Below are 26,221 nucleotides of genomic sequence, written 5' to 3' on the forward strand. Positions count from 1 at the left end.
CTTCTTCTGTCTTGCAGACCGCATGCCCGCTACCGCCGGTTCACTGACCACACGCCGATTCGGACGGTTCGAGCTGCGTCGCCTGCTCGGCAAGAGCTCGCGCACGATGAACTGGCTGGGCTATGACGAACGGGCCGGGCTGGAGCTGGTGATCTGCCTGCCCCGGCAGCAGCCGGCCGACGCTCAGGCCCTCGAACGGTGGCAACAGGCGGCGCAAGCCGCTGCGCGGCTGAACCATCCCCACCTCGTGCCGGTGCTCGAGACGGGCGTCGAGGAACGCTGGCCCTACATGGTGAGCCAGCCGCCCGCCGGCGCGACGCTGGCGGAGCACCTGGCGACCCACCCGGTGCCGGGTCCGGCTGAGGCCGTGGCCTGGACCTGCGACGCGCTGGAGGGCCTGGCCTATGCCCACGAGGCAGGGGTGGCCCATGGCGACATCGCCGCCCACAACCTCTGGATCGACAGCAACGGCCGCGTGCAGGTACTTGCGCTGTCCCTGGCTGCCGGGTCGGATGCCGGCGCAGCGGACGCCGCGCCGGCCGCTGCCGCCGGCGGCTCTCTCGCGCTCGACCCTTCGCAGCTGCGTTCGCAGCGCGCGGCCGGTGAACGCGACCTCGTGGCCATCGGCCTGCTGCTGCATGGCCTGCTGGCCGACCACCCGGCGCTCGACCAGCCCGACATCGCGCTGGCGGCCGACCTGGTCGGCCAGGAGATCGTCCGCCTCCCGTGGACCACGCCGCAGCCGGTGCCCGACACCCTGCGGGCCATCGTCAACCGCAGCACCGAACGAGCGCAGCGCCAGCGCTACCTGAGCGCCCGCACGCTGCTGCGTGCGCTGCGCGGCTGGCAGGAGGCCCAGGCACAGGAAGACGGCGGCCCGCTGCCGCTGCTGCTCGACCGCATGCGGGCCGCGGGGCACCTGCCGGCACGGTCCGGGCTGACCCAGCGTGTGGCCCGGCTGGTGGCCATGGAGCGCCAGCGCATCGACGAGATGGTCGACGTGATCGTGCAGGACCCGGCGCTGGCCTTCGAGCTGCTGCGCACGGTGAATGCGGCCCAGTTCGCAGGCCATGGCGATGCGCCGGTCACCACCGTGCGGCGTGCCGTGCTGCTGATCGGCCTGCAGGGTGTGCGCAGCGCTGCCAGCGGCCTGCGGGGCTGGCCGGGGCCGCTGGGCGAAAAGCCGGCGCAGGCGCTGGAGCGCGGGCTCTACCGTGCGCGCTTCGGTGCGCATGTGGCCGAAATGCTGTGCCCGGCCGGACTCGATGCCGAAGAGGCCTTGCTCGGCGCCTTGCTCCAGAGCCTGGGGCGCCTGCTCGTGCTCTACCACTTCCCTGAAGAAGCCGAGCAGATCCGCCAGCTCATGCTCCCCGGGCCCAGGCCCGAACCCGACGCACCCGAGCAGCCCGGCATGAACGAGGTGGCCGCCGCCAGTGCGGTGCTGGGCGCCGACCTCGAATCCCTGGGCGTGGCGGTGGCGCGCTACTGGGGCCTGCACGAGGCCATGCTGCAGATCATGCGACGGCTGCCCACCGACAAGTCGGTGCACAAGCCGGACGACCGGTACGGCCTGCTGCGCTGTGTGGCCAGCGCGGCCAACGAGGCGGTCGACGTGCTGCTGCTGCCGGCGCTCAAGCAGCCCTCGGCCATGAATGCGATCGTCCAGCGCTATGCGCGTGCGCTCGGCTTCACGCCCAAGGAACTGCAGGAGGCGTTGCAGAAAGGCCGGCGCCTGGCCGACGGCCTGCCGGCCGCAGAACGCGCCGCCGGTTGACGTGAAATAAGCCCGGCGCACCCCGCTCATCCCGGCATCGGCGCGGGCGGGGTAGGGTCCAATGGGTGCTGCACCTTTCGCACTCATGTCCAGCAGCGCCGCCGCCCCCGTCCCCACCCTGGGCCGCTTCGAACTGAAGCGCGTGCTCGGCCGTGGTGCCCAGAGCACCGTGTGGCTGGGTTTCGATCCGCGCCTCGAACGCGAGGTGGCGATCAAGCTGATGCGCCTGCCTGCTGGCGGTGCGGCCGGCGGGGACGCCGCCGCCGCGCTGGAGCAATGGCTGCGCGAGGCTCGCACGGTGGGCCGGCTGGCCCACCCGCACGTCGTCCCGGTGTTCGAGGCCGACGTGCATGCCGACGGCAGCGGCGCCCAGCCCTACATCGTCTTCGAGTTCGTGCCCGGCCAGTCGCTGGCCGACAGGCTCAGGCAGCACGGCGCGTATGCGCCGCGCGCCGCCGCCGAGCTGATGCTGGGCGTGCTCGACGCACTGGCGCATGCGCATGCCTCGGGCGTGGTGCACCGCGACCTCAAGCCTTCCAACATCCTGCTCGACTCCGCCGGCCGTGCCCGCGTCACGGACTTCGGCATCGCGGTGAGCTCGGGCGACACCGACGGCGCCGTGCCCGCGGGCAGCCCCGGCTATCTGTCGCCGGAAGCGGTGAGGGGCCTGCCGCCGGCGCCGTCGATGGACGTGTTTGCCGCCGGCCTGGTGCTGGCCGAACTGATGACCGGCAAGCCGCTCATCGCCGAGGCGGACATGCCGCGCGCGATGTACCGCATCGCCCATGAAGACCTGAGCCTGCCCGCGGCGATGCCGCAGCCGGTGGACGACGGCCTGCGTGCGCTGGTGCAGCGTGCGCTGGCGCGCGAGCCTTCGGTTCGTTTTGCCCATGCCGGGGAGATGCGCAACTCGCTGATGGCCTGGCTCGCGCCCAAGAGCCCTGCGGCGGACGATGGCAGCGCCGGCACCGGGCCCGCAGCTGCCAGGTCCAACGCCAGCGGCACGCTCGAGTTCCTGCTGCGGCGCATGCGCCACAAGAGCGACTTCCCGGCGTTGAGCGATTCGGTGGCCAGCATCCAGCGGGTGGCCACCAGCGAGAACGAAAGCCTTTCCAGCCTGTCCAGCGAGATCCTCAAGGACGTGGCCCTCACCCACAAGCTGCTGCGCCTGGTCAACACCGCGCATTTCCAGCATGCCGGCGGCGGCACCATCAGCACCGTGTCGCGTGCGGTGGCGCTGGTGGGCTTTGCGGGCATCCGCAACCTGGCCTTGTCGCTCGTGCTGCTGGAGCACATGAACGACAAGCTGCATGCCGACCAGATCAAGCAGGAGTTCCTGCGCTCGCTGATGGCCGGCACGCTGGCCAGCGAGCTGAGCCCGGTGACCAGCGAAAGCGAAGAGGCCTTCATCGGCTCGATGTTCCAGGGCCTGGGGCGGCTGCTCACCGAGTTCTACTTCCATGAAGAGGCCGAGCAGATCCGCTCGCTGGTGCACCCGGGCGTCACCCTGGCCCGCGAGACGCCGCGGCAGCCGATGAACGAGCAGGCCGCCTCCGCCTCCGTGCTCGGCCTGAGCTACGAAGAACTGGGCCTCGGCGTTGCCAGGTCCTGGGGCCTGCCCGACACGCTGCAGCGCTGCATGCGCGCGGCCACCGGCACGCCGCCCACCGAGACGCCGAAGCAGACGCCGGAGCGCCTGCGGTGGCTGGCCACCGCCGCCAACGAGGTGGCCGATGTGATGCTGCATGCCGAGCCGCAGGATGCGCCCCGGCTGGTCGCCCAGGTGGCCGAACGCCATGCCAAGGCGCTGGGGCTGAACCCCAAGGACGTGCAGGACGCGGTGGTGCGTTCACGTTCGAGGCTCACCCAGCTGGCCGCCGGGCTGCAGCTTCACCTGAAGCCCGGCTCGCCGGCCGAGCGCCTGCTGGAGCCGAAGCCGCAGCCGCCGAAGGATGGGTCCGAACGCGACCCGATGACCGACACGCTGTCGCGCCACCAGCTCGAAGCCACCGCGCCGCTGCCGCTCGATGCGCTGCCGCCGCATGAAGACCCGGCCCACGTGCTGGCGGCCGGCATCCAGGACATCACCAACTCGATGGTGGTCGAGAACTTCAAGCTCAACGAAGTGCTGCGCATGATCCTCGAGACCATGTACCGCGCGCTGGGCTTCCGCCGGGTGGTGTTCTGCCTGCGCGACGCCAGGACGGGCCGCCTGGTCGGTCGCTTCGGCCTCGGCGAAGGCGCCGAGCCGGTGGTGGCCCTGTTCCAGGTGCCGCTTTCGGTGGCGGCGGGCAGCAATCCGGACCTCTTCACCGCCGTGTGCCTGAAGGGCGCCGACACGATGATCTCCGACGCCACCGGCCACATCGAGTCGCGCCTGCCGGCCTGGTTTCGCGAGAAGGTCAGGGCGCCCACCTTCCTGCTGCTGCCGCTGCAGATGAAGAACGCCACCTTCGGGCTCATCTACGCCGACAAGGCCAAGCCGGGCGGCATTTCCCTGTCGGAAAAGGAACTCTCGCTGCTGCGCACCTTGCGCAACCAGGCGGTGATGGCCTTCAGGACGGCGAACAACGGCTGACGCCGCCGCTGTCCGATCCGCATCACTTCCAGGTGTCGTTCACCGCCTGCGAGCCTCCGGCGCCCACGGTGTTGAGCGCCCGGTTGGCGCCGCTTTCCCACACCACGTTGCCGCTGCCGTCCTTCTTGATGTACTTGTACTGGATGGACGAACCCGCCGGCAGCGCCACGTTGCTGACGCGCCAGTTGCCCTGCGTGCCGCTGCCGGAGATCCAGGTCAGCGCCACCCCCGCGGCCGGGCTCCAGTTGCCCAGGGCGGGCACGTTGCCGACGACGAAGATGTTCTGCCCGTAGCTGGTGCTGGCCGCCGCGTTGAAGGTGACGCTGGCGCTGCCGCCGTTGGTCGTTCCCTGTTTCGCGCCGGCATGCAGGGCGGCTGCGCTGTAGGCGGCCACCGTCAGCGTCGCATTGCCGGCGGTGTCCACCGCCACCACCGTGCCGCTGCAGCTGCCGCCGCTGAAGTCGCCCGAGATCACGTCGCAGTAGTTGCCCGCCGGCAGGCCGGTCTGGAAGGTGCGCGTGAGCGAGGAGCCTTCCTTGTTGATGACCACGAAGCCCAGGTTGCCGCGGCTGAAGGCGATCTGGTTGTTGCCGTTGTCCCACCAGTTGCTTACGCTCCAGTTCGACACCGTGGCATTGCGAAAGCCCACCATGTTGGCGATCGGCCGGAAACGGTGCTCGCACACCCAGCCGCCCACGCTCTGGCTGAAGCAGTCGGGGTTGGCCACGCCGCCGTCCCACGGGCCCTTGGTGGCGCCGCCGCTGTAGTGGGGCGGGCCGTAGCTGGTGTCGTAGCTGGTCGACTTGTTGAAGGCATAGCTCGACATCAGCGCCGGGTAGCCGTAGGGCCAGGCCAGCATGAACACGTTGGCCAGGTCGTAGGTCGCGCCGTTGTGGTACGTGAGGTAGTTGCCGCCGCCGCCGTGGCCGCGCTGCTTGTCGTGGTTGTCGGTGAAGGCCACCGCGCGGTTGCCGGGCATGAGGCCCCAGCTTTCACCGAAGGTGCGCAGGTCGGCCAGCTTGCCGCCGCCGGCGAACTTGCCATGCAGCTGCGGGCCGTAGGCGAACTCGGTCACGTTGACGAGGTTGCCGTTCAGGCCGAAGTACTGGCCGGGCTGCACCGCTTCGCCCGAGGCGCCGATGACTTCGAGGAACCAGTACGGCTTGTTGGCGACGCGTGAGTTGACGCCGTCGATGATCGCGCCCAGGTCGGCGGGGCTGATGTGCTTGGCCGCGTCGACGCGGAAGCCCTTCACGCCCAGGTTCACCAGGTCCACCAGGTAGTCGGCGATCTTGCCGCGCACGTAGGCCGCGCCGGTGTTGAGGTCCTGCAGGCCCGAGAGCTCGCAGTTCTGCACGTTCCACGCGTCGTTGTAGTTGTCGATGCCGCACACCGGCTGGTGGAAGTCGCTGGAGCCGTACGGCACGCGCGGGTAGTTGTGGCCGGTCCAGCCGTTGCCCGCGCTCGACGTGCCGCTGGCGCCGCCCGACATGTGGTTGATGACCGCGTCCACGTAGATGGCCACGCCTGCGGCATTGCAGCGGCTCACCATGTCCGAGAACTCGGCGCGCGTGCCGCTGCGGCTGCGGTCGAGGCTGTAGCTCACCGGCTGGTAGCGCATCCACCACGGGTAGGGCGCGCCGTCGCCGCTGGTCACCCAGTTGTGCTCGTTGGGCGGCGACACCTGCACCGCCGCGAAGCCTTTCGGACCGAGGAAGGTTTCGCATTCCTTCGCCACGTCGGTCCACTTCCACTCGAACAGCTGCACGAAGGCCGTTCGGCTCTGGGCTTGTGCACTGCCCAGCAAGCCCAGACCCAGCAAGGCAGCCGCGGCGAAGCCCCTGGATCGCCGCAGGACGGATGTACTCATCGCAATCTCCTCGTTGTTCAACACGCTCGTTCACTCGCTCATCACACAGCCGGAGCGGGCGCGACTCTATGAACCGAAGCGCGGGCAGGCACGCTGCGTCGCAGCAATCGCGGGTGCTGCGCGGTTCGCGGGGAGGCGAGTAGTCGGCGGAAGAACGCCGTTTCGTCAGCGAGTCGGTTGAACTACAGGGAGTACACCGGGCACGTGGCAGGCGCACGCACGCTTCGACCAAAGTGCAACACTTTGTCTGCCGAGGCGCTATGGAGGGGAGAAGGGGAGGTGGGGGTGGGTGACGAGCCTTACCCCCGGCACTGAAGGCAAACGGTTAGGGCTGCTTCGTTCCCGACCTGACCCGGTTGGCCGCGCCCCCATGCGGGGAGGCCCGTCAGGCGCGATTGTAGGCCAGCGGACGAACAGTCCCGGGAAAGGCAGCGATCGTGAAGAAGACGGTGGTGCCCACGCCGGGCTCCGACTCGATCCATACGCGCCCGCCGTGGCGCTCGACGATGCTGCGCACGATGCTCAGGCCCAGGCCGCTGCCGTGGAAGCCGGCGCCGTGCAGGCGGCGAAACGGCTCGAAGAGCTTCGCCGCATGTTTCGGATCGAAGCCGATGCCGTTGTCCCGCACGTACTGGACCGATGTCGATGCATGGTCGCCGGGGATGAAGCCGACCTCGATGCGCGGCTGCGCGACCGGCTGGGTGAACTTGGCGGCATTGCACAGCAGGTTGGCGAACACCTGCCGCATCAGCCGGGCATCGGCCGTTGAGCGAGGCAGCCGGTCGATGTGAACGGCCGGCATGCGCGCACCGGGCAGCTTGTGCGCGAGGCCGAGGCGCACGAGCTCCAGCGCCTGCGTTGCACAGCCTTCGAGGTCTGTCTCCGAGAGTGCGAGCGGCGCTTCATTGGCGCTCGCGAGGGACAACAGGCCGTCCACCATCTCGACCAGCATCGACAGCTGGCGCGAAGTGCCTGCCACGAGTTCCGCGGCGCTTTCCGTGTCGCCTTTGCGCAGTGCGATGGAGGTCAGCTGGGCCAGGCCGCACAGGCCGGCCAGCGGCCCGCGCAGGTCATGCGAGACGCTGCGGTTGAAGCTCTCGGCGCGTTTCAGCCGCGCGAGCAGCTCTTCGTTGCCCACAGTGGGGCGGTGGTCGGTGCACAGGTCGGGCGGGTACTGCATGGTTGCCTCCGGCGTTTGCGGCGGCACCAAGGCATCGCGGCGCAACGTGTAGGCATGTTTTAGGCGGCACCCGCACCGGTCGCATGCGTGGAACTACGTTGGGTACGTGATTCCACGCTCGGTGAAACAACCGATGGCGCCGGCCGCTCAGCGCAGCTGCAGGTCGTCGTCGCCGAACTCGATGCCCAGCGGCTCGATGAGCAGCTTCTTGGGGCCGGCCTCCACCGTGCCGGCGACCAGTGCCTGGATGCCCTGGGCCTGCGCGATCTCGACGGTGCGCTGCGCATCGGCAGCCTTCACGAACAGCGCGAAGCCGGCGCCCATGTTGAGCGTGCTGTAGGCCTCGCGATCGTCCTGCTTGGCATGCTGCTGGATGAAGCGCAGCACCGGCGTCACTTCCGGCACGCTGTGGATGCGGTAGGTGAAGGCCGCCGGGTGGCGCAGCAGCTTGCGCCAGCCGTGGCCGGTGATGTTGGCGCAGTAGTGCGGCGTGATGCCCGCCTTGTAGAGCGCCTCGGTGACCGGCGAATACAGCACGGTCGGCGCGAGCAGCGCCTCGCCGTAGTTGAGCGAAGAGGTCACCGGCGTGAGATAGCCCTGCGGCAGCCGCTCGACCAGCTTGCGCGCGAGGCTCAGGCCGTTGGCATGGATGCCGCTCGAGGCCAGCAGCACGATCGCATCGCCCGCGCCGAGCTTGTCGCCCACCGACAGCCGCTCCTTCGGGTTGATGATGCCGGTGCAGGAGGCTGCCAGGTCGATGCGGCCGGCTTCCACGATGCCGGCGAGCGCCGGCGTCTCGCCGCCGCCCCAGGCCACCGCGCACACGTCGCAGGCGCGCTTCCAGCCGGCCACCAGGGCCTGCGCGCGTTGCGCGTCGCCGAACCATTCGGAGCCGCCCGCGGCCCAGTAGGCCTGCACCACCAGCGGCGTGGCGCCCACGGTGATGAGGTCGTTGATCGCCATCGCGATGGTGTCCTGCGCGATGCCGTCGTAGTAGCTGCGGCCGGTGAGCTTGGCCATCTCGTCGGCCACGAGCGCCTTCGAGCCCAGGCATTCGACGATCGAGGCCAGGTAGAAGGGGCCCACGTCCACCACATAGGCCGACTCGCCGCGCGAGGCGGCCACCTCGCCGAAGCCGTGTGCCGCGAGGTTCTTCGCGGTGTCCTTGGCGGCGCGTTGCGCGGCGACCTTGAGCGGGTCGATCAGGTCGTAGTTGACGCCGGCTTGTTCGTAGCTGAGCGTGTCGGTGGAGGGCGTGGAGTTCATGGCAGCAGGCGCATCGACGGAACGCGCGATTATCGGCCAGCGGCCGCGGCGACCTCCGGGCGACCCGTAGAATGCCCCGCCATGAGTTACATCGTCCTGGCCCGAAAGTACCGCCCGCTCAACTTCGAGCAGATGGTGGGCCAGGAGCACGTGGTGCAGGCGCTGTCCAATGCCCTCACGCAGCAGCGGCTGCACCATGCCTACCTGTTCACCGGCACGCGCGGCGTGGGCAAGACCACCGTCTCGCGCATCCTGGCCAAATCGCTCAACTGCACCGGCGCCGACGGCGGCGGCGGCATCACCGCGCACCCCTGCGGCCGGTGCGACGCCTGCCGCGACATCGACAGCGGCCGTTTCGTCGACTACGTTGAGCTCGACGCGGCCTCGAACCGCGGCGTCGAAGAGATCTCTCAGCTGCTGGACCAGGCCGTCTACAAGCCGGTGGTCGGGCGCTTCAAGGTCTACATGATCGACGAAGTGCACATGCTCTCGACCACCGCCTTCAACGCCATGCTGAAGACGCTGGAGGAGCCGCCCGAATACCTGAAGTTCGTGCTGGCCACCACCGACCCGCAGAAGGTGCCGGTCACGGTGCTGTCGCGCTGCCTGCAGTTCAACCTGCGGCCCATGGCACCCGAGACGGTGCTCGAGCACCTGCAGCGCGTGCTCGAGGCCGAAGCCATTGCCGCCGAACCCGGCGCGCTGCGCCTGCTGGCGCGGGCCGCTCGCGGTTCGATGCGCGATGCGCTGTCTCTCACCGACCAGGCCATCGCATTCGGCGCGGGCAAGCTCGAGGAGTCGGGCGTGCGCCAGATGCTGGGCGCGGTTGACCGCAGCCATGTGGTGCGCATCGTCGAGGCACTCGCGGCCGGCGACGGGCCGGCGCTGCTGGCCACGGTGGATGCGCTGCGGTCGATGGGGCTTTCGGCAGCCGGCGCGCTCGAGGAGTTGGCCGGCATCGCGCAGCAGATGGCGGTGCTGCAGGCCGTGCCCGACGCGGCCAACGCGGCCGACCCGGAAACGCCGACGCTGCAGCGCCTGGCCGGCCTGCTGCCGGCCGACGAAACCCAGCTGCTCTACAGCATCGCGATCCATGGGCGCGGCGAGCTGTCGCTGGCGCCGGACGAATACAGCGGCCTGGTGATGGTGCTGCTGCGCCTGCTGGCCTTCAAGCCCCAGGGCGAGCGGCCACAGGCGGCACCGCCGATGCGGCCCGTGGCAGCTGCGAAGGTCGGCACGGCTTCGCCGATGGCGCAGTCGGCGCAGGCGCTGCATCGCCCGGCCCCGGCGCCTGCTCCGCTGCCCCAGGCCGCGCCGCGCACGGCGGCCCTGCGTGCGCCGGCGGCGCCCAGCCGCTCGAGCAGCGCCGAGATTCCACCGTGGGTCGATGCGGCCGTGCCGGACGACGCCGCCGCGGCAGGCGCTCCCGGGCCGGCCCCAGCCGCCGAGATCATCGTGCCGCGCGCACAGCCGCGCGCCGCCGAGCCGGCGGCGCCTGCCGCACCGGCCTTGTCGGCTGCGGAGCTGGCACTGGGCGACCGCTGGGCGGCGCTGGTGCGTTCGCTCATCGATGCCGGCGCCATTGGCGCGCTGGTGCGTGAACTCGCGATGCAGGGGCAGTGCGTGGCCATCGAGCAGGGTGATGCGGCGCAGCTGTGGCGCCTGCGCGTCGAGCGCGAGACGCTGCGCGGCGGCACGCATCGCGAGCGCCTCGAGGCCGCCATGGCCAAGTCGCTCGGCCATGCGGTGAAGCTCGAGCTGGAGGCAGGTGCTGTGGCCGACACGCCGTTCCTGCGCGACATGGCCGAGCGCGAACGCCGCCAGCGCGCCGCCGAAGAACTGATCCAGAACGACCCGATGGTGCTGTCGCTGATGCAGCAGTTCAAGACCGCGCGCATCGTGCCGGGCTCCATCAAACCCCTCTGATCCAGAAGGACTGAAATCATGATGAAAGGGCAACTCGCCGGCCTGATGAAGCAGGCCCAAGCGATGCAGGACAACCTGAAGCGCGCACAGGAAGAGCTCGCGCAGATCGAGGTCGAGGGCCAGTCCGGCGCCGGCCTGGTGAAGGTCGTGATGACCTGCAAGCACGACGTGAAGCGCGTCAGCATCGACCCGAGCCTGCTGGCCGATGACAAGGACATGCTCGAAGACCTGGTGGCCGCCGCCTTCAATGACGGCATCCGCCGGGCTGAAGAGGTGAGCCAGGAAAAGATGTCCAAGCTCACCGCCGGCATGCCGCTGCCGCCGGGCATGAAGTTTCCGTTTTGATGGCTCCCCCCCGTAGCGCCTGCGGCGCTCCCCCTCAAGGGGGCGGCGCCGGCGGACCGGCGAAGCCGGATCCGCGGCGCCCGCTCGACCTCTGCGCTTGCCGTGGCTGGTGCTGACTCGTCGCTGTCTGCGCTGGTCGATGCCTTGCGGCGGTTGCCGGGGGTGGGGGTGAAGTCCGCGCAGCGCATGGCGTATCACCTGCTGCAGCACGACCGTGGCGGCGCTGAATTGCTGGCGCAGGCGCTGCGTTCGGCCGTGTCGAACGTGCGCCATTGCGAACGCTGCCACACCTTCACCGAGGCGCCGGTCTGTGCGACCTGCCTGGATCCTTCCCGGGACGGGCGCCAGCTGTGTGTGGTGGAGACGCCGGCCGACCAGGCGGCGGTCGAACGCACCGGCAGTTTCCGCGGGCTGTATTTCGTGCTGATGGGCCACCTGAGTCCGCTGGACGGCGTGAGCACGCGCGACATCGGCATTGCCCAGCTGCTCGAGCGGGTGGCCGACGGCGTGGTGCAGGAAGTCATCGTTGCCACCAACTTCACGGCCGAAGGCGAGGCCACCGCGCATGTGGTGGCCGAGGCGCTCAAGGTCCGCGGCATCAAGGCCACGCGGCTGGCCCGCGGGGTGCCCATCGGCAGCGAGCTCGAATACGTGGACCTGGGCACCATCGCGCACGCGCTGGTGGACCGCCGCTGAATGGCCGCATGAACCTCATCGCCTGGAGCCTGCTGGCGGCCGCGGTGATGCCCGTGGCCTGTGCCGGCATGGCGAAGTGGGGCGCGATGATGCGGCCGCGCCGTGAAGGCGGCTTCGACAACCACCACCCGCGCGAGTGGCTCGCCCGGCAGCAGGGCTGGCGTGCGCGGGCCAATGCGGCCCAGGCGAACTGCTTCGAGGCGCTGCCGTTTTTCATCGGCGCGGTGCTGTATGCGCTGCTGATGCAGGCGCCGGCCGCGCGCATCGAGGCGCTGGCCGGGCTCTGGCTGCTGCTGCGCGCCGCCTATGTGGCGCTGTACCTGGCCGACAGGCCGTCGGCGCGCTCAGTGGTATGGACCCTGGCGCTGGCGGCCAACGTGGCCATTCTCTTCAGCGCCTGAGGCGACAGCCCTTCTTCTACCGTTTTGCCGACAGGCGGGACTTGCTGCCGCTGCTGCGGGCGGCACTGCGCGTGGCCTTGGCCGGCCTGGAGGCCTTGGCCGACCTGGCGCCGGCCTTGGCAGCCGGCCGCGCCGCCGACCGGGTGCCCTTGGCCGCTGCGCGCGGTACGTAGACCACGATCGACTCGCCGCGCGCGAAACGTGCGCTCTTCGAGACGTTGTTCCACTGGGCCACTTGCGCCGCGCTCACCCGGTAGCGCCGGGCCACCGAGGCCACCGTGTCGGCCTTGCCGGCGCGCAGCGTGACGCGGCGCGCCTGCGGGCCTTCGGGGGCGAGCGACATCATCGCGTTGTCGGCGATGCGTTCGGACACGTCCTGCTCGCGATGCCCGTTGCGCGGCACCAGCAGCGTGGAGCCTGCGCGCACCAGCATGCGAACCGGAATGCGGTTGACGTCGCGCAGGTCGTCTTCGCTCATGCCCACCCGCTTGGCCGCCTCGGCCGGCCGCATGGTCTTGGGCACGACCCAGGCGGTCCAGCTGGCCAGCGGGCCCTGGTGGTTCTCGAGGTTGCGCACGAACAGGCTCGCGTTGTCGTAGGGCAGCAGCAGCTGCGGCGTGCCGGCCGCCAGGATCACCGGCCTGTTGAGCGAGGGATTGAGCGTCTTGAACTCGTCGACCTCCACCTCGGCCAGCCGGGCGGCCAGCGCCACGTCGATGTCGCGCTGGATCGGCACGGTGAGGAAGTACGGGTGGTTGGCCACCTGCGGCAGCGTGAGGCCGAAGGCCTCCGGCTGCGCAATGATGTTCTTGACCGCCTGCAGCTTGGGCACGTAGTAGCGCGTCTCGGCCGGCATGCGCAGGCTCTCGTAGTCGGTCGGCTTGCCGGCCTTGCGGTTGCGCGCGATGGCGCGGCTCACGCTGCCTTCGCCCCAGTTGTAGGCCGCCAGCGCGAGGTGCCAGTCGCCGAACATGCCGTACAGGCGGTTCAGGTAGTCGAGTGCCGCGCGGGTCGAGGCCAGCACGTCGCGCCGCTCGTCGCGGAAGATGTTCTGGGTGAGGTCGTAGTCCCGGCCGGTGGACGGGATGAACTGCCACATGCCCGAGGCCTTGGCCACCGACATGGCCTGCGGGTTGAAGGCGCTCTCGATGAAGGGCAGCAGCGCCAGCTCGGTGGGCATGTTGCGCCGCTCGACCTCTTCGACGATGTGGAACAGGTAGCGGCTGCCGCGCTCGGTCATGCGCTGCACGTAGTCGGGCCGCGTGGCATACCACTGCTCGCGGTTGCGCACCAGGTCGCCTGCGAGGTCGGGCATCTTGAAGCCGCGTCGGATGCGGGCCCACAGGTCGGCATGGGCTGTGCTGTCGGCCAGGTTCACCGGCTCGTCGGGGCGCAAGGGGTCGGTGGGTGGGCCGGCGGCTTCCTTGGCTTCGTCGGGCGCGGAGGCCGCTGCAGCAGGGCCGGACGCAGCCGAGGCCGGCGACGAGGCCGCTTCGGCCGCCGACGCGGCATTGGCGGCCTGCACCGCGGCAATGACCGGCGCGTCGGCGGAGGATTCCTCGGGGACGGGCACGCTGGCGCAGGCCGCCAGCAGCAGCGGCAACAGCAAGCCCGCCAAGGCGCGAGCGGGATCCGATACGAACGGCGTAGGCCTCATCTGAATTCGTTCTTCCAATGTCTTATCGCGGCCAGCACATCGACGGCATCGTCGCTGGGCGCTCCGTGGCGGCGCGCCGCGGCCATCACCTCCGGCCGGGCACAGCGCAGGAAAGGGTTGATCTTCAGCTCCACCGCGATCGAACTGGGCAGCGTCGGCTGCCCTTTTGCGCGCAGTTTTTCACAGTGGGCGGTATGCAGAGTCACTTGGGCGTTGCCGGGTTCCACCGCCTGGGCGAAGCGCAGGTTCGACAGCGTGTATTCGTGCGCGCAACACACCCGGGTGGCGCCGGGCAGCGCGGCCAGGCGCGACAGCGACTCGAACATCTGCGCCGGTGTGCCTTCGAACAGGCGGCCGCAGCCTGCGGAGAACATGGTGTCCCCGCAGAACAGCAGCGGCGCCTGGCCCTGCACCTGCGCGAAGTAAGCGATGTGACCGGCGGTGTGCCCCGGCACGTCGATCACTTCGAAGTCGAGTCCGAGGAGCCGGACATGGTCACCGTCGTCGAGGGCCTCGAAGGGCTCCGGGATGCGTTCGCGCCGCGGCCCGAACACAGGGCCCTGCAGGCGAGGCCTCAAGGCGTCGACGCCGCCCACATGATCGCCATGGTGGTGGGTCACTAGAATGCCTGCCAAGTCGAGTCCGTGCGCGTCGAGCGCACGCAATACCGGCCCGGCCTCACCCGGATCGACCACGAGGGCACGTCGTCCGTCGTGCAGCATCCAGATGTAGTTGTCGGTGAAGGCGGGCAGGGCAATCAGTTCCATGACGCAAGCGCCTCCGATTGTAGAGTTGCACCCTTGGCTGCAGACCCCGCCGGGGCGCTACCTGCTCGACTGGGAGCAAGCAGTGCTGGACCGGGCGGTGGCCGACGTGTTCGGCTTCCATGCGTTGCAGCTCGGCCGCCCCGAGCTTGATGCACTGCAGGCCAACCGCATGCCGCACCGCTGGCTGGCGCTGGACATCGACGACGATGCCGGCGCGGTGCTCGCGCCGTCGTTCGGTGCCGACGACCAGGCGCCCCGCGGCGTGGCGCTGCACTGCGACTTCGATGCCCTGCCGTTTCCGAACCAGAGCCTCGACCTCGTGGTGCTGCCGCACACGCTGGAGCTGGCGCGCGACCCGCATCATGCCCTGCGGGAGGTCGAGCGGGTGCTCGTGCCCGAGGGGCGGGTGGTCATCGTCGGGTTCAATCCGGCGAGCCTGTGGGGCTTGCGCCAGCGCTGGGGCCGCATGTGCATGCGGCTCGGTTTCGGCAGCCTGTTCCTGCCGCGGACGGGCGACTTCCTCGGCTATTGGCGACTGCGCGATTGGCTGCGGCTGCTGAGCTTCGAGGTCGAGTCGGCCCGCTTCGGCTGCTATCGGCCGGCGCTGCGCTCGCAGCGCTGGATCGACCGTTTTGCGTGGATCGAGCCGGTCGGCGAGCGCTGGTGGCCGGTGCTCGGGTCGGTTTACTTTCTGAGCGCGGTCAAGCGGGTGCGCGGCATGCGCCTGCTGGGTCTCGCGCGTACCAAGAACGCCAAGCCGCGCGCAACGCCGGCCGTGGCCACCAACAAGCACAAGGAAGCGAATTGAACGAAGCAGCAGGCGGCAGCGCCGTGGTGATCTACACCGATGGCGCCTGCAAGGGCAACCCCGGTCCCGGCGGCTGGGGCGTATGGATGAAAAGCGGCGCGCACGAGAAGGAGATGTGCGGCGGCGAGGCGGTGACCACCAACAACCGCATGGAACTCACGGCCGTCATCGAGGCACTCACCGCCTTGAAGCGCCCGTGCGAAGTGGTGCTCTACACCGACAGCGAATACGTGCGCAAGGGCATCACCGAATGGATCCACGGCTGGAAGACCCGCGGCTGGAAGACCGCCGACAAGAAGCCAGTGAAGAATGCCGAGCTGTGGCAGCGGCTCGACGACCTGTCGCGGGGCCACCGCATCGACTGGCGCTGGGTGCGCGGCCATGCGGGCGATCCCGGCAACGAAAAGGCGGACGCGCTGGCGAACAAGGGCTGCGCGCGCTTCACCTGAGCGGCTCACTCGTCCGGCCGCGGGTGAGAAGGTTTCTGCTCGGTAAACCTCTGAGCGATTGCACGGCCTTGCGGTACGCTTCGTTACTTTGGCCGCCGCTCGGCTCCCTCGCAGTCTCCCCATGAAAAAACTCCACGCCATCGTGGCCGTCGTCGGCCTGTTGAGCGCCTCGGCACTGGCCTACTGGTGGCAGCACCGTCCCGCCAATTCGCAGACCGCGGCGGCGGACGCGCCGGCCGGAGAGCGGGCCCGGCCACCAGCAGGCGCCGGGGGCTCCGCCGGCCCGGTGCCGGTGGAGGTGGCGCGTGCCGAGTCCCGCCTCGTGCAGGACGATGCCACCGCGGTGGGCAGCCTGCGTTCGCGCCAGGGCGTGATGGTGCGTCCCGAAGTGAGCGGGCGGGTGGCGCGGCTGGGCTTTGCCGACGGCCAGCGGGTCAGGCGCGGCCAGGTGCTGGTGCAGCTCGACGACACCCTGCAGGTGGCGCAGCTGCAGCAGGCCGAGGCGCAGGCCAGCATCGCGCGCAGCAACTACCAGCGCAACAAGGAACTGGTGGCGCAGAACTTCGTGAGCCGCAGCGTGCTCGACCAGAGCGAGGCCAACCTGCAGGTGGCCGAGGCGCAGGTGTCTCTGGCGCGTGCGCAGCTCGGCCGCATGAAGATCGTGGCGCCCTTCGACGGCACTGCCGGCATCCGCAACGTGAACGTGGGCGACTACGTGAAGGACGGCGCCGACCTCGTGACGCTGGAAGACACCTCGAGCATGTATGTCGACTTCCGCCTGCCCGAGCGCTTCCTGCCCAAGGTGCAGCAGAAGCAGAAGGTTTCGGTGGCCGTCGATGCGCTGCCCGACAAGCAGTTCGATGCCAGGGTCGAGGCGCTCGATCCGCAGGTCGATGCCAACGGTCGCGCACTGCTGGTGCGCGCCCGGGTCGACAACGCCGGCCAGCTGCTGCGCCCCGGCATGTTCGCCCGCGTGCGGCTGGTGCTGGCCGAGAAGCCCGATGCGGTGCTCGTGCCTGAAGAGGCGCTGGTGCCGCAGGGCAACAAGCAGTTCCTGCTCAAGGTGGTGCAGGGCCCCGAGGGCCCGGCCTCCGAGCGGCTGGAGGTGGCGACCGGCATCCGCCGCGACGGCAAGGTCGAGATCCTGTCCGGCGTGGCCGCCGGCGACACGGTGGTGACCGCAGGCCAGGCGCAGCTGATGCGCGGCCAGAGCCGGCCGGTGCGTGTGGTCCAGCTCGGCCGCACCGGAGGCGGTGGCGGCGGCGCGGCGGGTGAGGCGCAGCGGCCGAAGGGTGGTGCATCGGGTGCTGCGCCGGCCGCGTCGGCGGTGGCCGGCTGAGCGGGGGCTTCCATGCAACTGGCAGAAACCTCGATCCGCCGGCCGGTGTTCGCCACCGTGCTGTCGCTCCTGCTGGTGCTGGTGGGCGCCGTGTCGTTCCGGCAGCTGCAGGTGCGCGAGTACCCGCGCATCGACGAGCCGGTGGTCAACGTCAACACGCGGCTCACCGGCGCGTCGTCCGAGGTGATCGAGTCGCAGGTCACCAAGCCGCTCGAAGACTCGATCGCCGGCATCGAGGGTGTCGACATCATCACCTCGGTGTCGCGATCGGAGCAGAGCCAGATCACCGTGCGCTTCAAGCTCGACAAGAGCCCGGAAGACGCTGCCGCCGACGTGCGCGACCGGGTCTCGCGGGTGCGCGGCCGGCTGCCCGACGCGATCGACGAGCCGGTCATCTCGAAGGTGGAGGCCGACGCCACGCCGACCATCTGGCTGGCGTTCAGCAGCGAGTCGATGTCGCCGCTGGAGGTGACCGATCTCGTCAACCGCGTGGTCAAGCCTCGCCTGCAGACGGTGCCCGGCGTGGCCGACGTGCAGATCAACGGCGACCGCAAGTTCTCGATGCGCATCTGGGTCGACCCGGACAAGCTGGCCGCCTACCGCCTCACGGTGCAGGACGTGGAAGACGCGCTGCGCAAGCAGAACCTCGAGGTGCCGGCCGGTCGCATCGAAAGCCAGCAGCGCGAATTCAGCGTCACAGCGCAGACCGATCTCGCCACCGCCTTGCAGTTCGGCGAGATCGCGCTGCGCACGGTGAACGGCTACACGGTGCGCCTGCGCGACGTGGCGCGCATCGAGCAGGCGGCGGCCAGCGAACGGTCGAGCGTGCGGCTCAACGGCGTGCCGGCCATCTCGATGGGCGTGATCCGCCAGGCGACCGCCAACCCGCTGGAGGTGTCGGCCGGCGTCTACGAGGTCATGCCCAGGATCCAGCAGGACCTGCCGCCGGGCGTGAAGGTCCAGCAGGCCAACGACAACTCGGTGTTCATCGACCGTTCCATCAAGTCGGTGTACCAGACCATCGGCGAAGCGGTGGTGCTGGTGGCGCTGGTGGTGTTCGTGTTCCTGCGCACCTTGCGTGCGTCGGTCATTCCGCTGGTCACCATCCCGGTGAGCCTCGTCGGCGTGTTCGGCATCATGGCCGCGGCCGGCTTCTCGATCAACACGCTCACGCTGCTGGCGCTGGTGCTGGCCATCGGCCTGGTGGTGGACGACGCCATCGTGATGCTGGAGAACATCTTCCGGCACATCGAGGAGGGCCTGTCGCCTTTCCAGGCCGCGCTCAGGGGCGCCAAGGAAGTGGGCTTCGCGATCATCGCAATGACGCTCACGCTGGCCGCGGTGTATGCGCCGCTGGCGTTCACCCCCGGGCGCACCGGGCGGCTGTTCGTGGAGTTCGCCCTCACGCTGGCCGGCGCGGTGATCGTCTCCGGCTTCACCGCCCTCACGCTCACGCCGATGATGTGCAGCAAGCTGCTGCGCCACAACCCGAGCCCGAACCGCTTCGACCGCGGCATGGAGGCGGCGCTGGTGTGGATCACCGGGCGCTACGAGTCGGCACTGAGGTGGGTGCTGGGGCGCCGCTGGCTCGTGCTGCTGGTCATGGCGCTTGCGGGCGGCGGCAGCTGGTGGCTCTTTTCAACCACCAAGAGCGAGCTTGCGCCGCTCGAGGACCGCGGCGTGATCCTGGCCAACGTGAACGCGCCCGACGGCGCGACGCTCGCCTACACGCAGCGCTACATGCAGGAGATCGAGCGCATCGGCATGAGCTACCCGGAGTTCGACCGGGTGTTCGTGGTCACCGGCAACCCGACGGTGTCGCAGGGCATCTCGTTCCTGCGCACCACCGACTGGGATGCCCGCTCCCGCACGACCCAGCAGCTTGCACGCGACCTGCAGCCCAGGTTCTCGCAGCTGCCGGGCGTGAGCGCCTTCCCGATCACGCCGCCGTCGCTGGGCGGCGGCTTCCGCGAGCGGCCGGTCAATTACGTGGTGGTCACCTCGGACTCCTACGAGAACCTGGCGCGGGTGGCGCAGCAGTTCCTGGCCGAGATGGCCAAAAACCCGGGGCTGGTGCAGCCTGACATCGACCTGCGCCTGAACAAGCCCGAGATCTTCATCCAGGTGGACCGCGACCGGGCCGCCGATGCCGGCGTGGCGGTGGACCAGGTGGCCCGTACCATCGAGACCATGCTGGGCGGGCGCAACGTGACCCGCTACAAGCGCGATGCCGAGCAGTACGACGTGATCGTGCAGACGCAGGCCAGCGGCCGCACGACGCCCGAGGACATCGAGAAGATCTTCGTGCGGGGCAGCAAGAACGGTGTCGAGGCGATGATCCCGCTGTCGTCGCTGGTGCATGTGCGCGAGTCGGTGAGCCCGCGGGAGCTGAACCACTTCAACCAGCGCCGCTCGGTGAGCATTACCGCGAGCCTGGCGCCCGGCTACACACAGGGCGAGGCGCTGGCCTTCATGAATGCCACCGCCGACAAGATCCTCAAGCCCGGCTATTCCACCGAGCTGGCCGGCTCGATGCGCGAGTTCAAGTCGTCCAGCGGCGCGCTCGGGCTGGTGTTCGTGCTCGCGCTGCTGTTCATCTTCCTGGTGCTGTCGGCGCAGTTCGAGAGCTTCCTCGACCCGTTCGTGATCATGCTGTCGGTGCCGCTGTCGATGGTGGGGGCGCTGGCCGCGCTGCAGCTGGCCGGCGGCACGCTCAACGTGTATTCGCAGATCGGCCTCATCACGCTGGTGGGCCTCATCACCAAGCACGGCATCCTGATCGTCGAGTTCGCGAACCAGTTGCGCCAGGAAGGCATGAGCACGCTCGATGCGGTGATCGCCGGCGCCTCGCTGCGCCTGCGCCCCATCCTCATGACCACCGGCGCCATGGTGCTGGGCGCGGTGCCGCTGGCACTGGCCCATGGCGCGGGCGCCGAAAGCCGGCAGCAGATCGGCTGGGTGATCGTGGGCGGCATGTCGGTGGGCACGCTGCTCACCATCTTCGTGGTGCCCACGGTGTATTCGCTGTTCGCCCGCAAGGCGGCGCCGGGCCCGATCACCACGCCTGCGCAGGCCGAGCCGGCGCAGGCGCACTGACGCTACAGCTTCAGCAGCATCAGCGCCTTGTCGTAGTAGCGCTCGCCGCCGGCGGTGAGCACGCGGATCGCCTGCGGCTGCAGGCCGTAGTGGCGGAATCCCGCGCGCTCGTACAGCCGCAGCGCGCGCTCGTTCGACGCCGTGACGCTCAGCACCACGATCTGCAGCCCGATCGCCGAGCGCGCCTCGCGGATGCAGGTTTCGAGCAGGCGCCGGCCGATGCCGCGGTGGGCATGGGCGTCGCGCACCATCATGCCCACCAGCCAGGCGGTGTGGCGGGTCTTCTGCCGCGTCTCGCGCTCGAGGCAGACCGACCCGACCAGCTGGTCGCCGATCCAGGCGCCCAGCAGGAAGGTGCCGCCCAGGCTTTCACTCAGGCCGAGGCGGCCGAGATAGCTCTCCGGCGCACGGGCACGCTCGGTCTCGTGATCGGACGTGAAGGCATCGGGGTGCAGCAGCAGGGCCTCGTCGCGCAGGGCCTTGTAGGCGGACAGGTCGGCCGGGCCGAGGCGGCGAACGAGGACCTCGTCAGCCATGTTCGCGCTCCAGGATCTGCAGCTCTTCCAGCGTGTTGGCATTGGCGAAGGCCTGCGGATCGTCGTCGAAGGTGACGGCCACCATCTCGTGTTCGCGCATCCAGCGTTCGACCTGCCGTTCGCCGCGGTCGAGGTAGTCCTTCAGGCTGGGCGCCAGCGAGGTGTGCAGCAGGCAGCACACCGGCTGCGACCGCCCGCCGGCCCAGGCCATGGCGATGCGGGCGTTCGGCTGGTGCGCAATGCCGGCGGCCAGGCGCGCCACCAGGTCCAGCGGCAGCAGCGGCGTGTCGCAGGCCATGGTGACCAGCCACGGCGTGCCGCAATGCTCCATGCCGGCCAGGAAGCCCGCCAGCGGGCCGGGGTGGTCGGGTAGCGCATCGGGCCACACAGGCACGCCGAAGCGCTGGTACAGCTCGATGTTGCGATTGGCGTTGATGGCGACCTGGCCCACCTGCGGGCCCAGGCGCTCGATGGCGCGCCAGGCGAGCGGCTGGCCGCAGAACAGCTGCAGCCCCTTGTCGACGCCGCCCATGCGGCTGCCGCGGCCGCCGGCGAGCACGAGGCCGGTGATGTGGGAGCGGAGGATGTCGGCCATGGGGTGGTGCGCGTCAGCCGCCGATGTAGCTCATCTCGACCTTGGCGCTGCGCTCGGGCGCCTGGGCGCTGCCGCGCAGCTCGGAATAGCGGTCGTCGCGTTGCTGCCAGATGTGGCCGATGGCCGCGGCGATCTGCTCGTCGCTCGCGTTGCCCCGCAGCAGGCTGCGCAGGTCGTGCCCCTGGCTGGCAAACAGGCACAGGTAGAGCTGCCCTTCGGTGGACAGCCGGGCGCGGTTGCAGTCGCGGCAGAAGGCGCGGGTCACGCTGGAGATCAGGCCGATTTCGCCGGCGCCGTCGCGGTAGGCCCAGCGTTCGGCGGTTTCGCCCGGCGTGTTGGCCTGCAGCGGCACGAGCGGGAATTCACGGCCGATGCGTTCGAGCACCTCGGCCGACGGCAGCACCTGGTCCATGCGCCAGCCGTTGGTGACGCCCACGTCCATGTATTCGATGAACCGCAGCACGATGCCGCTGCCGCGGAAGTGGCGCGCCATCGGCAGGATCTCGTGGTCGTTGACGCCGCGCTGCACCACCATGTTGACCTTGATCGGCCCGAGCCCCACCGCCTGCGCCGCCTCGATGCCGGCGAGCACATCGGCCACCGGGAAGTCCATGTCGTTCATGCGGCGGAACACGGCGTCGTCGAGCGCGTCGAGGCTCACCGTCACCCGCTGCAGGCCGGCATCCTTCAGGTCGCGCGCCTTGCGTGCCAGCAGCGAGGCGTTGGTGGTGAGGGTGAGGTCGAGCGGGCGGCCTTCTGCGGTACGCAGCCCCGCCAGCATGGCCACCAGCCTGTCGAGGTCCTTGCGCAGCAGCGGCTCGCCGCCGGTCAGGCGGACCTTCTGCACGCCATGGGCGATGAACACCTTGGCCAGCCGGGTGATCTCCTCGAAGGTGAGCAGGTCCTTGTGCGGCAGGAAAGGGTGGTCGCGGTCGAACACCGACTTGGGCATGCAGTAGCTGCAGCGGAAGTTGCAGCGGTCGGTGACCGAGATGCGCAAGTCGCGCAACGGGCGCTGCCGGGTGTCCAGCAGCACGCCGGTGGGCGGGGGAGCGGCGGCAGGAACGCGCGGCACGCGGCCGATCGACCGGTGGTCCACGAGGGGAATGCTGCGTTCAGCCATGCGGCGATTGTGCCTCGCACCCCTGCGGCGGGGGCAGCCCGCGGAGGCGGCCCCCCGTACTCCAGGGTCAGTCGGCTGCGCGCGGGGCGATCGCGGGGGCGGCGGCCGGGGCCGTGGTGTTGGCGGTCTCGGCCGCCTGCGTTGCGGCCTGCATCCCGTCGGTCGCCTGTGCGTTCGAAGGCTGCGGCGCGCGCCGGGCGCCGTTGTAGCGCTTGGTCCAGTAGGCCACCCGCATGTCTTCGATGCGGACCTCGCCGCCGCTGCGCGGCGAGTGGATGAACTTGTTGTCGCCCACGTAGATGCCCACGTGGGAGAAGGCGCGCCTCATGGTGTTGAAGAACACCAGGTCGCCGGGCTTGAGCTCGTCGCGCTTGATCTGCAGCAGCCCGCCGGCGCGCGCCTGCTCCTCGGAGCGCCGCGGCAGCACCAGGCCCAGGCTCATCTCGAAGATGTGGCGGGTGAAGCCGCTGCAGTCGAAGCCGGCTTCGGCCGACTGGCCGCCCCGCTTGTAGGGCACGCCGAGGAAGTTCATCGCCGACAGCACCAGGTCCGATGCCACGTTGGACGCCTTGGTGCGCACCTGCTGCACGAAGCTGGGCGGCGGCGTGGTGGGCTGGGTTTCGGCGGGCGGCGACGCCACCGGGGCGTTGAGCAGGCCCTTTTCGTGGAGCAGGCGGGTCACGGCGTCCTGCTCGGGCGCGGCCTGGGCGGCCGACACCAGCGCCAGTGCGCCGAGCAGCACGCAGATTCGCACGCGCCCTGGCAGGCGCTGACCCGACGACCTTTTCATGGGGCGCGAGATTAGTGCACCGCGGCGTCCATCGTCAAGGAAAAAAGCCTTTGTTTTCGGGCGCTTAGAGAGGGTTTGCGAGGATGGAATGAAGTTCTCCACGAGGGCACAAGAGAACGCGGCGCACCCGCTTTTGCCGCCGGGTTGACCGGCATCAACATCCGGGCGCCGTGAAGTCAGTCACACGTCAGCGGCCCCCCCTGCAATGGGCCGCCGAGGAGACAAGCACATGACGAGCTATGCCGACTTCCATCGCCGTTCGATCCAGGATCGCGACGCCTTCTGGGCCGAGCAGGCGCAACTCATCGACTGGCAGCGGCCGTTCGAGCGGGTGTGCGATCACGACCGGCCGCCGTTCGCGAAATGGTTCTGCGGGGGGCTGACCAACCTGTGTCACAACGCGGTCGACCGCCACCTGGCCGAGCGGGCCGACCAGAACGCGCTGATCTGGATCTCCACCGAGGTGGAGCAGGAGCGCGTGTACAGCTTCCGGGAGCTGCATGTCGAAGTGCAGCGCATGGCCGCGGTGCTGCAGAGCCTGGGGGTCGGACAGGGCGACCGGGTGCTCATCTACATGCCGATGATTCCCGAGGCGGTGTTCGCCATGCTGGCCTGCACCCGCATCGGCGCGATCCACTCGGTGGTGTTCGGCGGTTTTGCCAGCGTCTCGCTGGCGAGCCGGATCGACGATGCCCGGCCCAAGGTGGTGGTCAGCGCCGATGCGGGCTCGCGCGGCGGCAAGGTCGTGGCCTACAAGCCGCTGCTCGACGAGGCGCTTCGCCTGGCGCAGCAGCCGCCCCAGAAGGTGCTGCTGGTCGACCGCGGCCTGGCGCCGATGGAGCGCGTGGCCGGCCGCGACGTGGATTACGCCACCCAGCGCGAAGCGCAGCTGGACGCACGGGTGCCCTGCAGCTGGGTGGACTCGACCCATCCGAGCTACACCCTCTACACCAGCGGCACCACCGGCAAGCCCAAGGGCGTGCAGCGCGACACCGGCGGCTATGCGGTGGCGCTTGCCGCCAGCATGAAGCACATCTTCTGCGGCCAGGCCGGCGAGACCTATTTCTCGACCAGCGACATCGGCTGGGTGGTGGGGCACAGCTACATCGTCTATGGCCCGCTGATCGCCGGCATGGCCACCGTGCTGTACGAAGGCCTGCCCATCCGGCCCGATGCGGCGATCTGGTGGTCCATCGTCGAGAAGTACAAGGTGACGGTGATGTTCAGCGCGCCGACGGCGGTGCGGGTGCTGAAGAAGCAGGACCCGGCGGCGCTTGCCAGGCACGACCTCAGCTCGCTGCGCGCGCTGTTCCTGGCCGGCGAGCCGCTGGACGAACCCACCTCCGACTGGATCGCCCGGGCCCTGGGCAAGCCCATCATCGACAACTACTGGCAGACCGAAACCGGCTGGCCCATCCTCACCATCGCCAACGGCGTCGAGAAGAAGCCGTCGAAGCTCGGCTCGCCGGGCGTGCCGATGTACGGCTACGACGTGAAGCTGCTGCACGAGGTGACCGGCGAGGAGCTCACCGAACCGGGCCAGAAGGGCGTGGTGGCCATCGCCGGGCCGCTGCCGCCGGGCTGCATGCAGACGGTGTGGGGCAACGACGAGCGTTTCGTGTCCACCTACTGGAGCAGCTTCCCCGGCAAGCAGGTGTATTCGACCTTCGACTGGGGCATCCGCGACGCCGACGGCTACTACTTCATCCTCGGCCGCACTGACGACGTGCTCAACGTGGCCGGCCACCGGCTGGGCACCCGCGAGATCGAGGAGAGCATCTCGAGCCATCCGAACGTGGCCGAGGTGGCGGTGGTGGGCGTGGCCGACCAGCTCAAGGGCCAGGTCGCGATGGCCTTCGCGGTGGTGAAGGACGCGTCGAAGATCACAACCGAGGCCGACGCCCTGAAGCTCGAGGGCGAGATCATGAAGCGGGTGGACGAGCAGCTCGGCGCGGTGGCACGGCCGGCGCGCGTGAGATTCGTCACGGTGCTGCCGAAGACGCGCTCCGGCAAGCTGCTGCGCCGCGCCATCCAGGCCGTGTGCGAGGGCCGTGACCCGGGCGACCTCACCACCATCGAGGACCCGGCAGCGCTGGAGCAGATCCGGGCGCTGGTGTCTCGCCAGGTTTCGCAGACCTCGCGATAATCCCGCCGCCGCGGGAGGGGCGGCGCTCTTGCCACTGACGAAACTCGTCGTTTCGGCGGCTGGTCCTGCGCTTGCTTGCCTCCTGGGGAAACCTGCTCTCACGCCCCCACGAAACACAGGAGGAAGTTCTTCATGAAGCGAGTGTTGTTGGTCGCCCTTGCGAGCGCCGGCCTGGTCGGTGCATTGCCCGCTGCGGCGCAGTTCGCAAAGCCCGAGGAGGCGATCAAGTACCGCCAGAGCACGATGAGCGTGCTGGGTGCCCATTTCGGTCGCATCGGTGCCATGGCCAGCGGCCGCGCGCCGTTCGACGGCAAGGCCGCCGCCGAAAACGCCGACGTGGTGGCCTATGTGTCAAAGCTCACGTTCACCGGCTTCGTCCCCGGCACCGAAAAGGGCAGCAAGTCGAAGCCCGAGGTCTGGACCGAAGCCGACGACTTCAAGAAAAGCGCGACCAAGATGCAGGAAGAGGTGGTGAAGCTCAATGCCGCCGCCAAGGCGGGGGACCTCGCCCAGATCAAGGCGACCTTCGGCGCCGCCGCCAAGACCTGCAAGTCCTGTCACGACGACTTCAAGGTGCAGTAGGGCCCACCCCCTACGCGCTTCGCGCGCCCCCTCGAGGGGGCGACACCGGCGGACCGGCGGAGCCGGATCCGCGGTGTCCACCGGGATGTCGCCGCCGCGCGGGGCGCGGCGGCTCTGCGGCGCGCAAGTGCCATCGCGTGGGGCGCTCAGCGAGACGGGTGGATGTCACTCCAGCGGGCCGCCGCGCCGGGCCGCCCCAAGCAAGGCCCGACCCTCTCGGAGGGTCGATCGCCGTACTCGGCGAGCGGGGTGCGGACATCCCCCGGGCCGCCGCGCCGGGCCGCCCCAAGCAAGGCC

Annotated in this window: 21 protein-coding genes and 1 other RNA gene; 12 read left to right on the plus strand and 10 right to left on the minus strand. The window is 69.7% G+C overall.

Features of this window, described 5'->3' with window-relative positions:
* Positions 1-22 precede the first annotated feature (22 nt).
* Both E8D38_RS03545 and E8D38_RS03550 read left to right on the plus strand, forming a co-directional pair.
* Positions 23-1,774, plus strand: a complete 1,752-nt coding sequence (locus E8D38_RS03545; RefSeq protein ID WP_140626352.1) for a serine/threonine protein kinase — start codon at positions 23-25, stop codon at positions 1,772-1,774.
* Positions 1,775-1,859: 85 nt separating this feature from the next.
* Positions 1,860-4,352: a serine/threonine protein kinase gene (locus tag E8D38_RS03550; RefSeq protein ID WP_140626353.1), complete on the plus strand. Its 2,493-nt coding sequence runs from the start codon at positions 1,860-1,862 to the stop codon at positions 4,350-4,352.
* Positions 4,353-4,374: 22 nt separating this feature from the next.
* On the opposite strand, the gene E8D38_RS03555 is transcribed toward E8D38_RS03550, so the two are convergent.
* The 4 genes from E8D38_RS03555 to E8D38_RS03570 form a co-directional block, all read right to left on the minus strand.
* A complete protein-coding gene (locus E8D38_RS03555; protein ID WP_181178910.1) occupies positions 4,375-6,222 on the minus strand; it encodes a carbohydrate-binding module family 20 domain-containing protein in 1,848 nt (615 codons plus the stop codon).
* Positions 6,223-6,510: 288 nt separating this feature from the next.
* Positions 6,511-6,609, minus strand: an RNA gene (gene ffs, locus E8D38_RS03560) — signal recognition particle sRNA small type.
* Entirely contained in the window at positions 6,608-7,402 is a 795-nt protein-coding gene (locus E8D38_RS03565) for a sensor histidine kinase (RefSeq protein WP_140626354.1), read from the minus strand. Before E8D38_RS03565 ends, ffs begins: the two co-directional genes overlap by 2 nt.
* A gap of 147 nt (positions 7,403-7,549) precedes the next feature.
* Positions 7,550-8,668: an AIR synthase-related protein gene (locus E8D38_RS03570; RefSeq protein ID WP_140626355.1), complete on the minus strand. Its 1,119-nt coding sequence runs from the start codon at positions 8,666-8,668 to the stop codon at positions 7,550-7,552.
* Positions 8,669-8,749: 81 nt separating this feature from the next.
* On the opposite strand from E8D38_RS03570, the gene dnaX reads away from it, so the two are divergent.
* The 4 genes from dnaX (at position 8,750) to E8D38_RS03590 (ending at position 12,036) form a co-directional block, all read left to right on the plus strand.
* Positions 8,750-10,594: a DNA polymerase III subunit gamma/tau gene (gene dnaX, locus E8D38_RS03575; protein WP_140626356.1), complete on the plus strand. Its 1,845-nt coding sequence runs from the start codon at positions 8,750-8,752 to the stop codon at positions 10,592-10,594.
* A gap of 18 nt (positions 10,595-10,612) precedes the next feature.
* Positions 10,613-10,939 (plus strand): YbaB/EbfC family nucleoid-associated protein, encoded by a 327-nt coding sequence (locus E8D38_RS03580; RefSeq protein WP_219851633.1) that lies wholly within the window; start codon positions 10,613-10,615, stop codon positions 10,937-10,939.
* A gap of 102 nt (positions 10,940-11,041) precedes the next feature.
* Positions 11,042-11,635, plus strand: coding sequence for a recombination mediator RecR (gene recR / locus E8D38_RS03585; RefSeq protein ID WP_140626358.1), 594 nt, complete (start codon positions 11,042-11,044; stop codon positions 11,633-11,635).
* 8 nt (positions 11,636-11,643) lie between these two features.
* Entirely contained in the window at positions 11,644-12,036 is a 393-nt protein-coding gene (locus E8D38_RS03590) for an MAPEG family protein (protein WP_140626359.1), read from the plus strand.
* A 16-nt stretch (positions 12,037-12,052) separates the two neighbouring features.
* Here the strand turns inward: E8D38_RS03590 and E8D38_RS03595 are convergent, their stop codons facing one another.
* Together E8D38_RS03595 and gloB are read right to left on the minus strand one after the other, a co-directional pair.
* A complete protein-coding gene (locus tag E8D38_RS03595; protein WP_140626360.1) occupies positions 12,053-13,693 on the minus strand; it encodes a transglycosylase SLT domain-containing protein in 1,641 nt (546 codons plus the stop codon).
* A complete protein-coding gene (gene gloB, locus E8D38_RS03600; RefSeq protein WP_140626361.1) occupies positions 13,690-14,460 on the minus strand; it encodes a hydroxyacylglutathione hydrolase in 771 nt (256 codons plus the stop codon). Before gloB ends, E8D38_RS03595 begins: the two co-directional genes overlap by 4 nt.
* Here gloB and E8D38_RS03605 point away from each other — a divergent pair.
* The 4 genes from E8D38_RS03605 (at position 14,459) to E8D38_RS03620 (ending at position 20,152) form a co-directional block, all read left to right on the plus strand.
* A complete protein-coding gene (locus E8D38_RS03605; RefSeq protein WP_140626362.1) occupies positions 14,459-15,268 on the plus strand; it encodes a class I SAM-dependent methyltransferase in 810 nt (269 codons plus the stop codon). The genes gloB and E8D38_RS03605 overlap by 2 nt on opposite strands.
* Positions 15,265-15,717, plus strand: a complete 453-nt coding sequence (gene rnhA / locus E8D38_RS03610) for a ribonuclease HI (protein ID WP_246099339.1) — start codon at positions 15,265-15,267, stop codon at positions 15,715-15,717. Before E8D38_RS03605 ends, rnhA begins: the two co-directional genes overlap by 4 nt.
* Positions 15,718-15,838: 121 nt before the next feature.
* Complete coding sequence (locus tag E8D38_RS03615; RefSeq protein ID WP_140626363.1) at positions 15,839-17,056, plus strand: efflux RND transporter periplasmic adaptor subunit; 1,218 nt, start codon at positions 15,839-15,841, stop codon at positions 17,054-17,056.
* Positions 17,057-17,068: 12 nt separating this feature from the next.
* Complete coding sequence (locus tag E8D38_RS03620; RefSeq protein ID WP_140626364.1) at positions 17,069-20,152, plus strand: efflux RND transporter permease subunit; 3,084 nt, start codon at positions 17,069-17,071, stop codon at positions 20,150-20,152.
* Between the two features lie 2 nt (positions 20,153-20,154).
* On the opposite strand, the gene E8D38_RS03625 is transcribed toward E8D38_RS03620, so the two are convergent.
* From E8D38_RS03625 to E8D38_RS03640, 4 genes are all read right to left on the minus strand, one after another.
* Positions 20,155-20,688, minus strand: coding sequence for a GNAT family N-acetyltransferase (locus E8D38_RS03625; RefSeq protein WP_140626365.1), 534 nt, complete (start codon positions 20,686-20,688; stop codon positions 20,155-20,157).
* Positions 20,681-21,283, minus strand: coding sequence for a molybdenum cofactor guanylyltransferase MobA (gene mobA, locus E8D38_RS03630; RefSeq protein WP_181178911.1), 603 nt, complete (start codon positions 21,281-21,283; stop codon positions 20,681-20,683). The genes E8D38_RS03625 and mobA overlap by 8 nt, the downstream gene beginning before the upstream one ends.
* Before the next feature lie 13 nt (positions 21,284-21,296).
* The gene (moaA, locus tag E8D38_RS03635) at positions 21,297-22,406 is read right to left on the minus strand and encodes a GTP 3',8-cyclase MoaA (RefSeq protein ID WP_140626366.1); all 1,110 of its coding nucleotides are present in this window, start codon (positions 22,404-22,406) and stop codon (positions 21,297-21,299) included.
* Between the two features lie 67 nt (positions 22,407-22,473).
* The gene (locus tag E8D38_RS03640; RefSeq protein WP_140626367.1) at positions 22,474-23,196 is read right to left on the minus strand and encodes an NlpC/P60 family protein; all 723 of its coding nucleotides are present in this window, start codon (positions 23,194-23,196) and stop codon (positions 22,474-22,476) included.
* A gap of 205 nt (positions 23,197-23,401) precedes the next feature.
* Between E8D38_RS03640 and E8D38_RS03645 the strand changes: the two genes are divergently transcribed.
* On the plus strand, positions 23,402-25,342 hold the full coding sequence (locus E8D38_RS03645) for a propionate--CoA ligase (protein WP_140626368.1): 1,941 nt from the start codon (positions 23,402-23,404) through the stop codon (positions 25,340-25,342).
* A 132-nt stretch (positions 25,343-25,474) separates the two neighbouring features.
* On the plus strand, positions 25,475-25,924 hold the full coding sequence (locus tag E8D38_RS03650; RefSeq protein WP_140626369.1) for a c-type cytochrome: 450 nt from the start codon (positions 25,475-25,477) through the stop codon (positions 25,922-25,924).
* Positions 25,925-26,221: the final 297 nt, after the last annotated feature.

This window comes from Methylibium rhizosphaerae (assembly GCF_006386545.1).
GTDB lineage: Bacteria > Pseudomonadota > Gammaproteobacteria > Burkholderiales > Burkholderiaceae_C > Pseudorivibacter > Pseudorivibacter rhizosphaerae.

Excerpts from the sequence above, each read along its gene's own strand:
- E8D38_RS03545 (WP_140626352.1), top strand. The coding sequence starts at position 23 with ATGCCCGCTACCGCCGGTTCACTGACCACACGCCGATTCGGACGGTTC.
- E8D38_RS03550 (WP_140626353.1), top strand. The coding sequence starts at position 1,860 with ATGTCCAGCAGCGCCGCCGCCCCCGTCCCCACCCTGGGCCGCTTCGAA.
- E8D38_RS03555 (WP_181178910.1), bottom strand. The coding sequence starts at position 6,222 with ATGAGTACATCCGTCCTGCGGCGATCCAGGGGCTTCGCCGCGGCTGCC.
- E8D38_RS03565 (WP_140626354.1), bottom strand. The coding sequence starts at position 7,402 with ATGCAGTACCCGCCCGACCTGTGCACCGACCACCGCCCCACTGTGGGC.
- E8D38_RS03570 (WP_140626355.1), bottom strand. The coding sequence starts at position 8,668 with ATGAACTCCACGCCCTCCACCGACACGCTCAGCTACGAACAAGCCGGC.
- dnaX (WP_140626356.1), top strand. The coding sequence starts at position 8,750 with ATGAGTTACATCGTCCTGGCCCGAAAGTACCGCCCGCTCAACTTCGAG.
- E8D38_RS03580 (WP_219851633.1), top strand. The coding sequence starts at position 10,613 with ATGATGAAAGGGCAACTCGCCGGCCTGATGAAGCAGGCCCAAGCGATG.
- E8D38_RS03590 (WP_140626359.1), top strand. The coding sequence starts at position 11,644 with ATGAACCTCATCGCCTGGAGCCTGCTGGCGGCCGCGGTGATGCCCGTG.
- E8D38_RS03595 (WP_140626360.1), bottom strand. The coding sequence starts at position 13,693 with ATGAGGCCTACGCCGTTCGTATCGGATCCCGCTCGCGCCTTGGCGGGC.
- E8D38_RS03605 (WP_140626362.1), top strand. The coding sequence starts at position 14,459 with ATGACGCAAGCGCCTCCGATTGTAGAGTTGCACCCTTGGCTGCAGACC.
- gloB (WP_140626361.1), bottom strand. The coding sequence starts at position 14,460 with ATGGAACTGATTGCCCTGCCCGCCTTCACCGACAACTACATCTGGATG.
- E8D38_RS03615 (WP_140626363.1), top strand. The coding sequence starts at position 15,839 with ATGAAAAAACTCCACGCCATCGTGGCCGTCGTCGGCCTGTTGAGCGCC.
- E8D38_RS03620 (WP_140626364.1), top strand. The coding sequence starts at position 17,069 with ATGCAACTGGCAGAAACCTCGATCCGCCGGCCGGTGTTCGCCACCGTG.
- E8D38_RS03625 (WP_140626365.1), bottom strand. The coding sequence starts at position 20,688 with ATGGCTGACGAGGTCCTCGTTCGCCGCCTCGGCCCGGCCGACCTGTCC.
- mobA (WP_181178911.1), bottom strand. The coding sequence starts at position 21,283 with ATGGCCGACATCCTCCGCTCCCACATCACCGGCCTCGTGCTCGCCGGC.
- moaA (WP_140626366.1), bottom strand. The coding sequence starts at position 22,406 with ATGGCTGAACGCAGCATTCCCCTCGTGGACCACCGGTCGATCGGCCGC.
- E8D38_RS03640 (WP_140626367.1), bottom strand. The coding sequence starts at position 23,196 with ATGAAAAGGTCGTCGGGTCAGCGCCTGCCAGGGCGCGTGCGAATCTGC.
- E8D38_RS03645 (WP_140626368.1), top strand. The coding sequence starts at position 23,402 with ATGGGCCGCCGAGGAGACAAGCACATGACGAGCTATGCCGACTTCCAT.
- E8D38_RS03650 (WP_140626369.1), top strand. The coding sequence starts at position 25,475 with ATGAAGCGAGTGTTGTTGGTCGCCCTTGCGAGCGCCGGCCTGGTCGGT.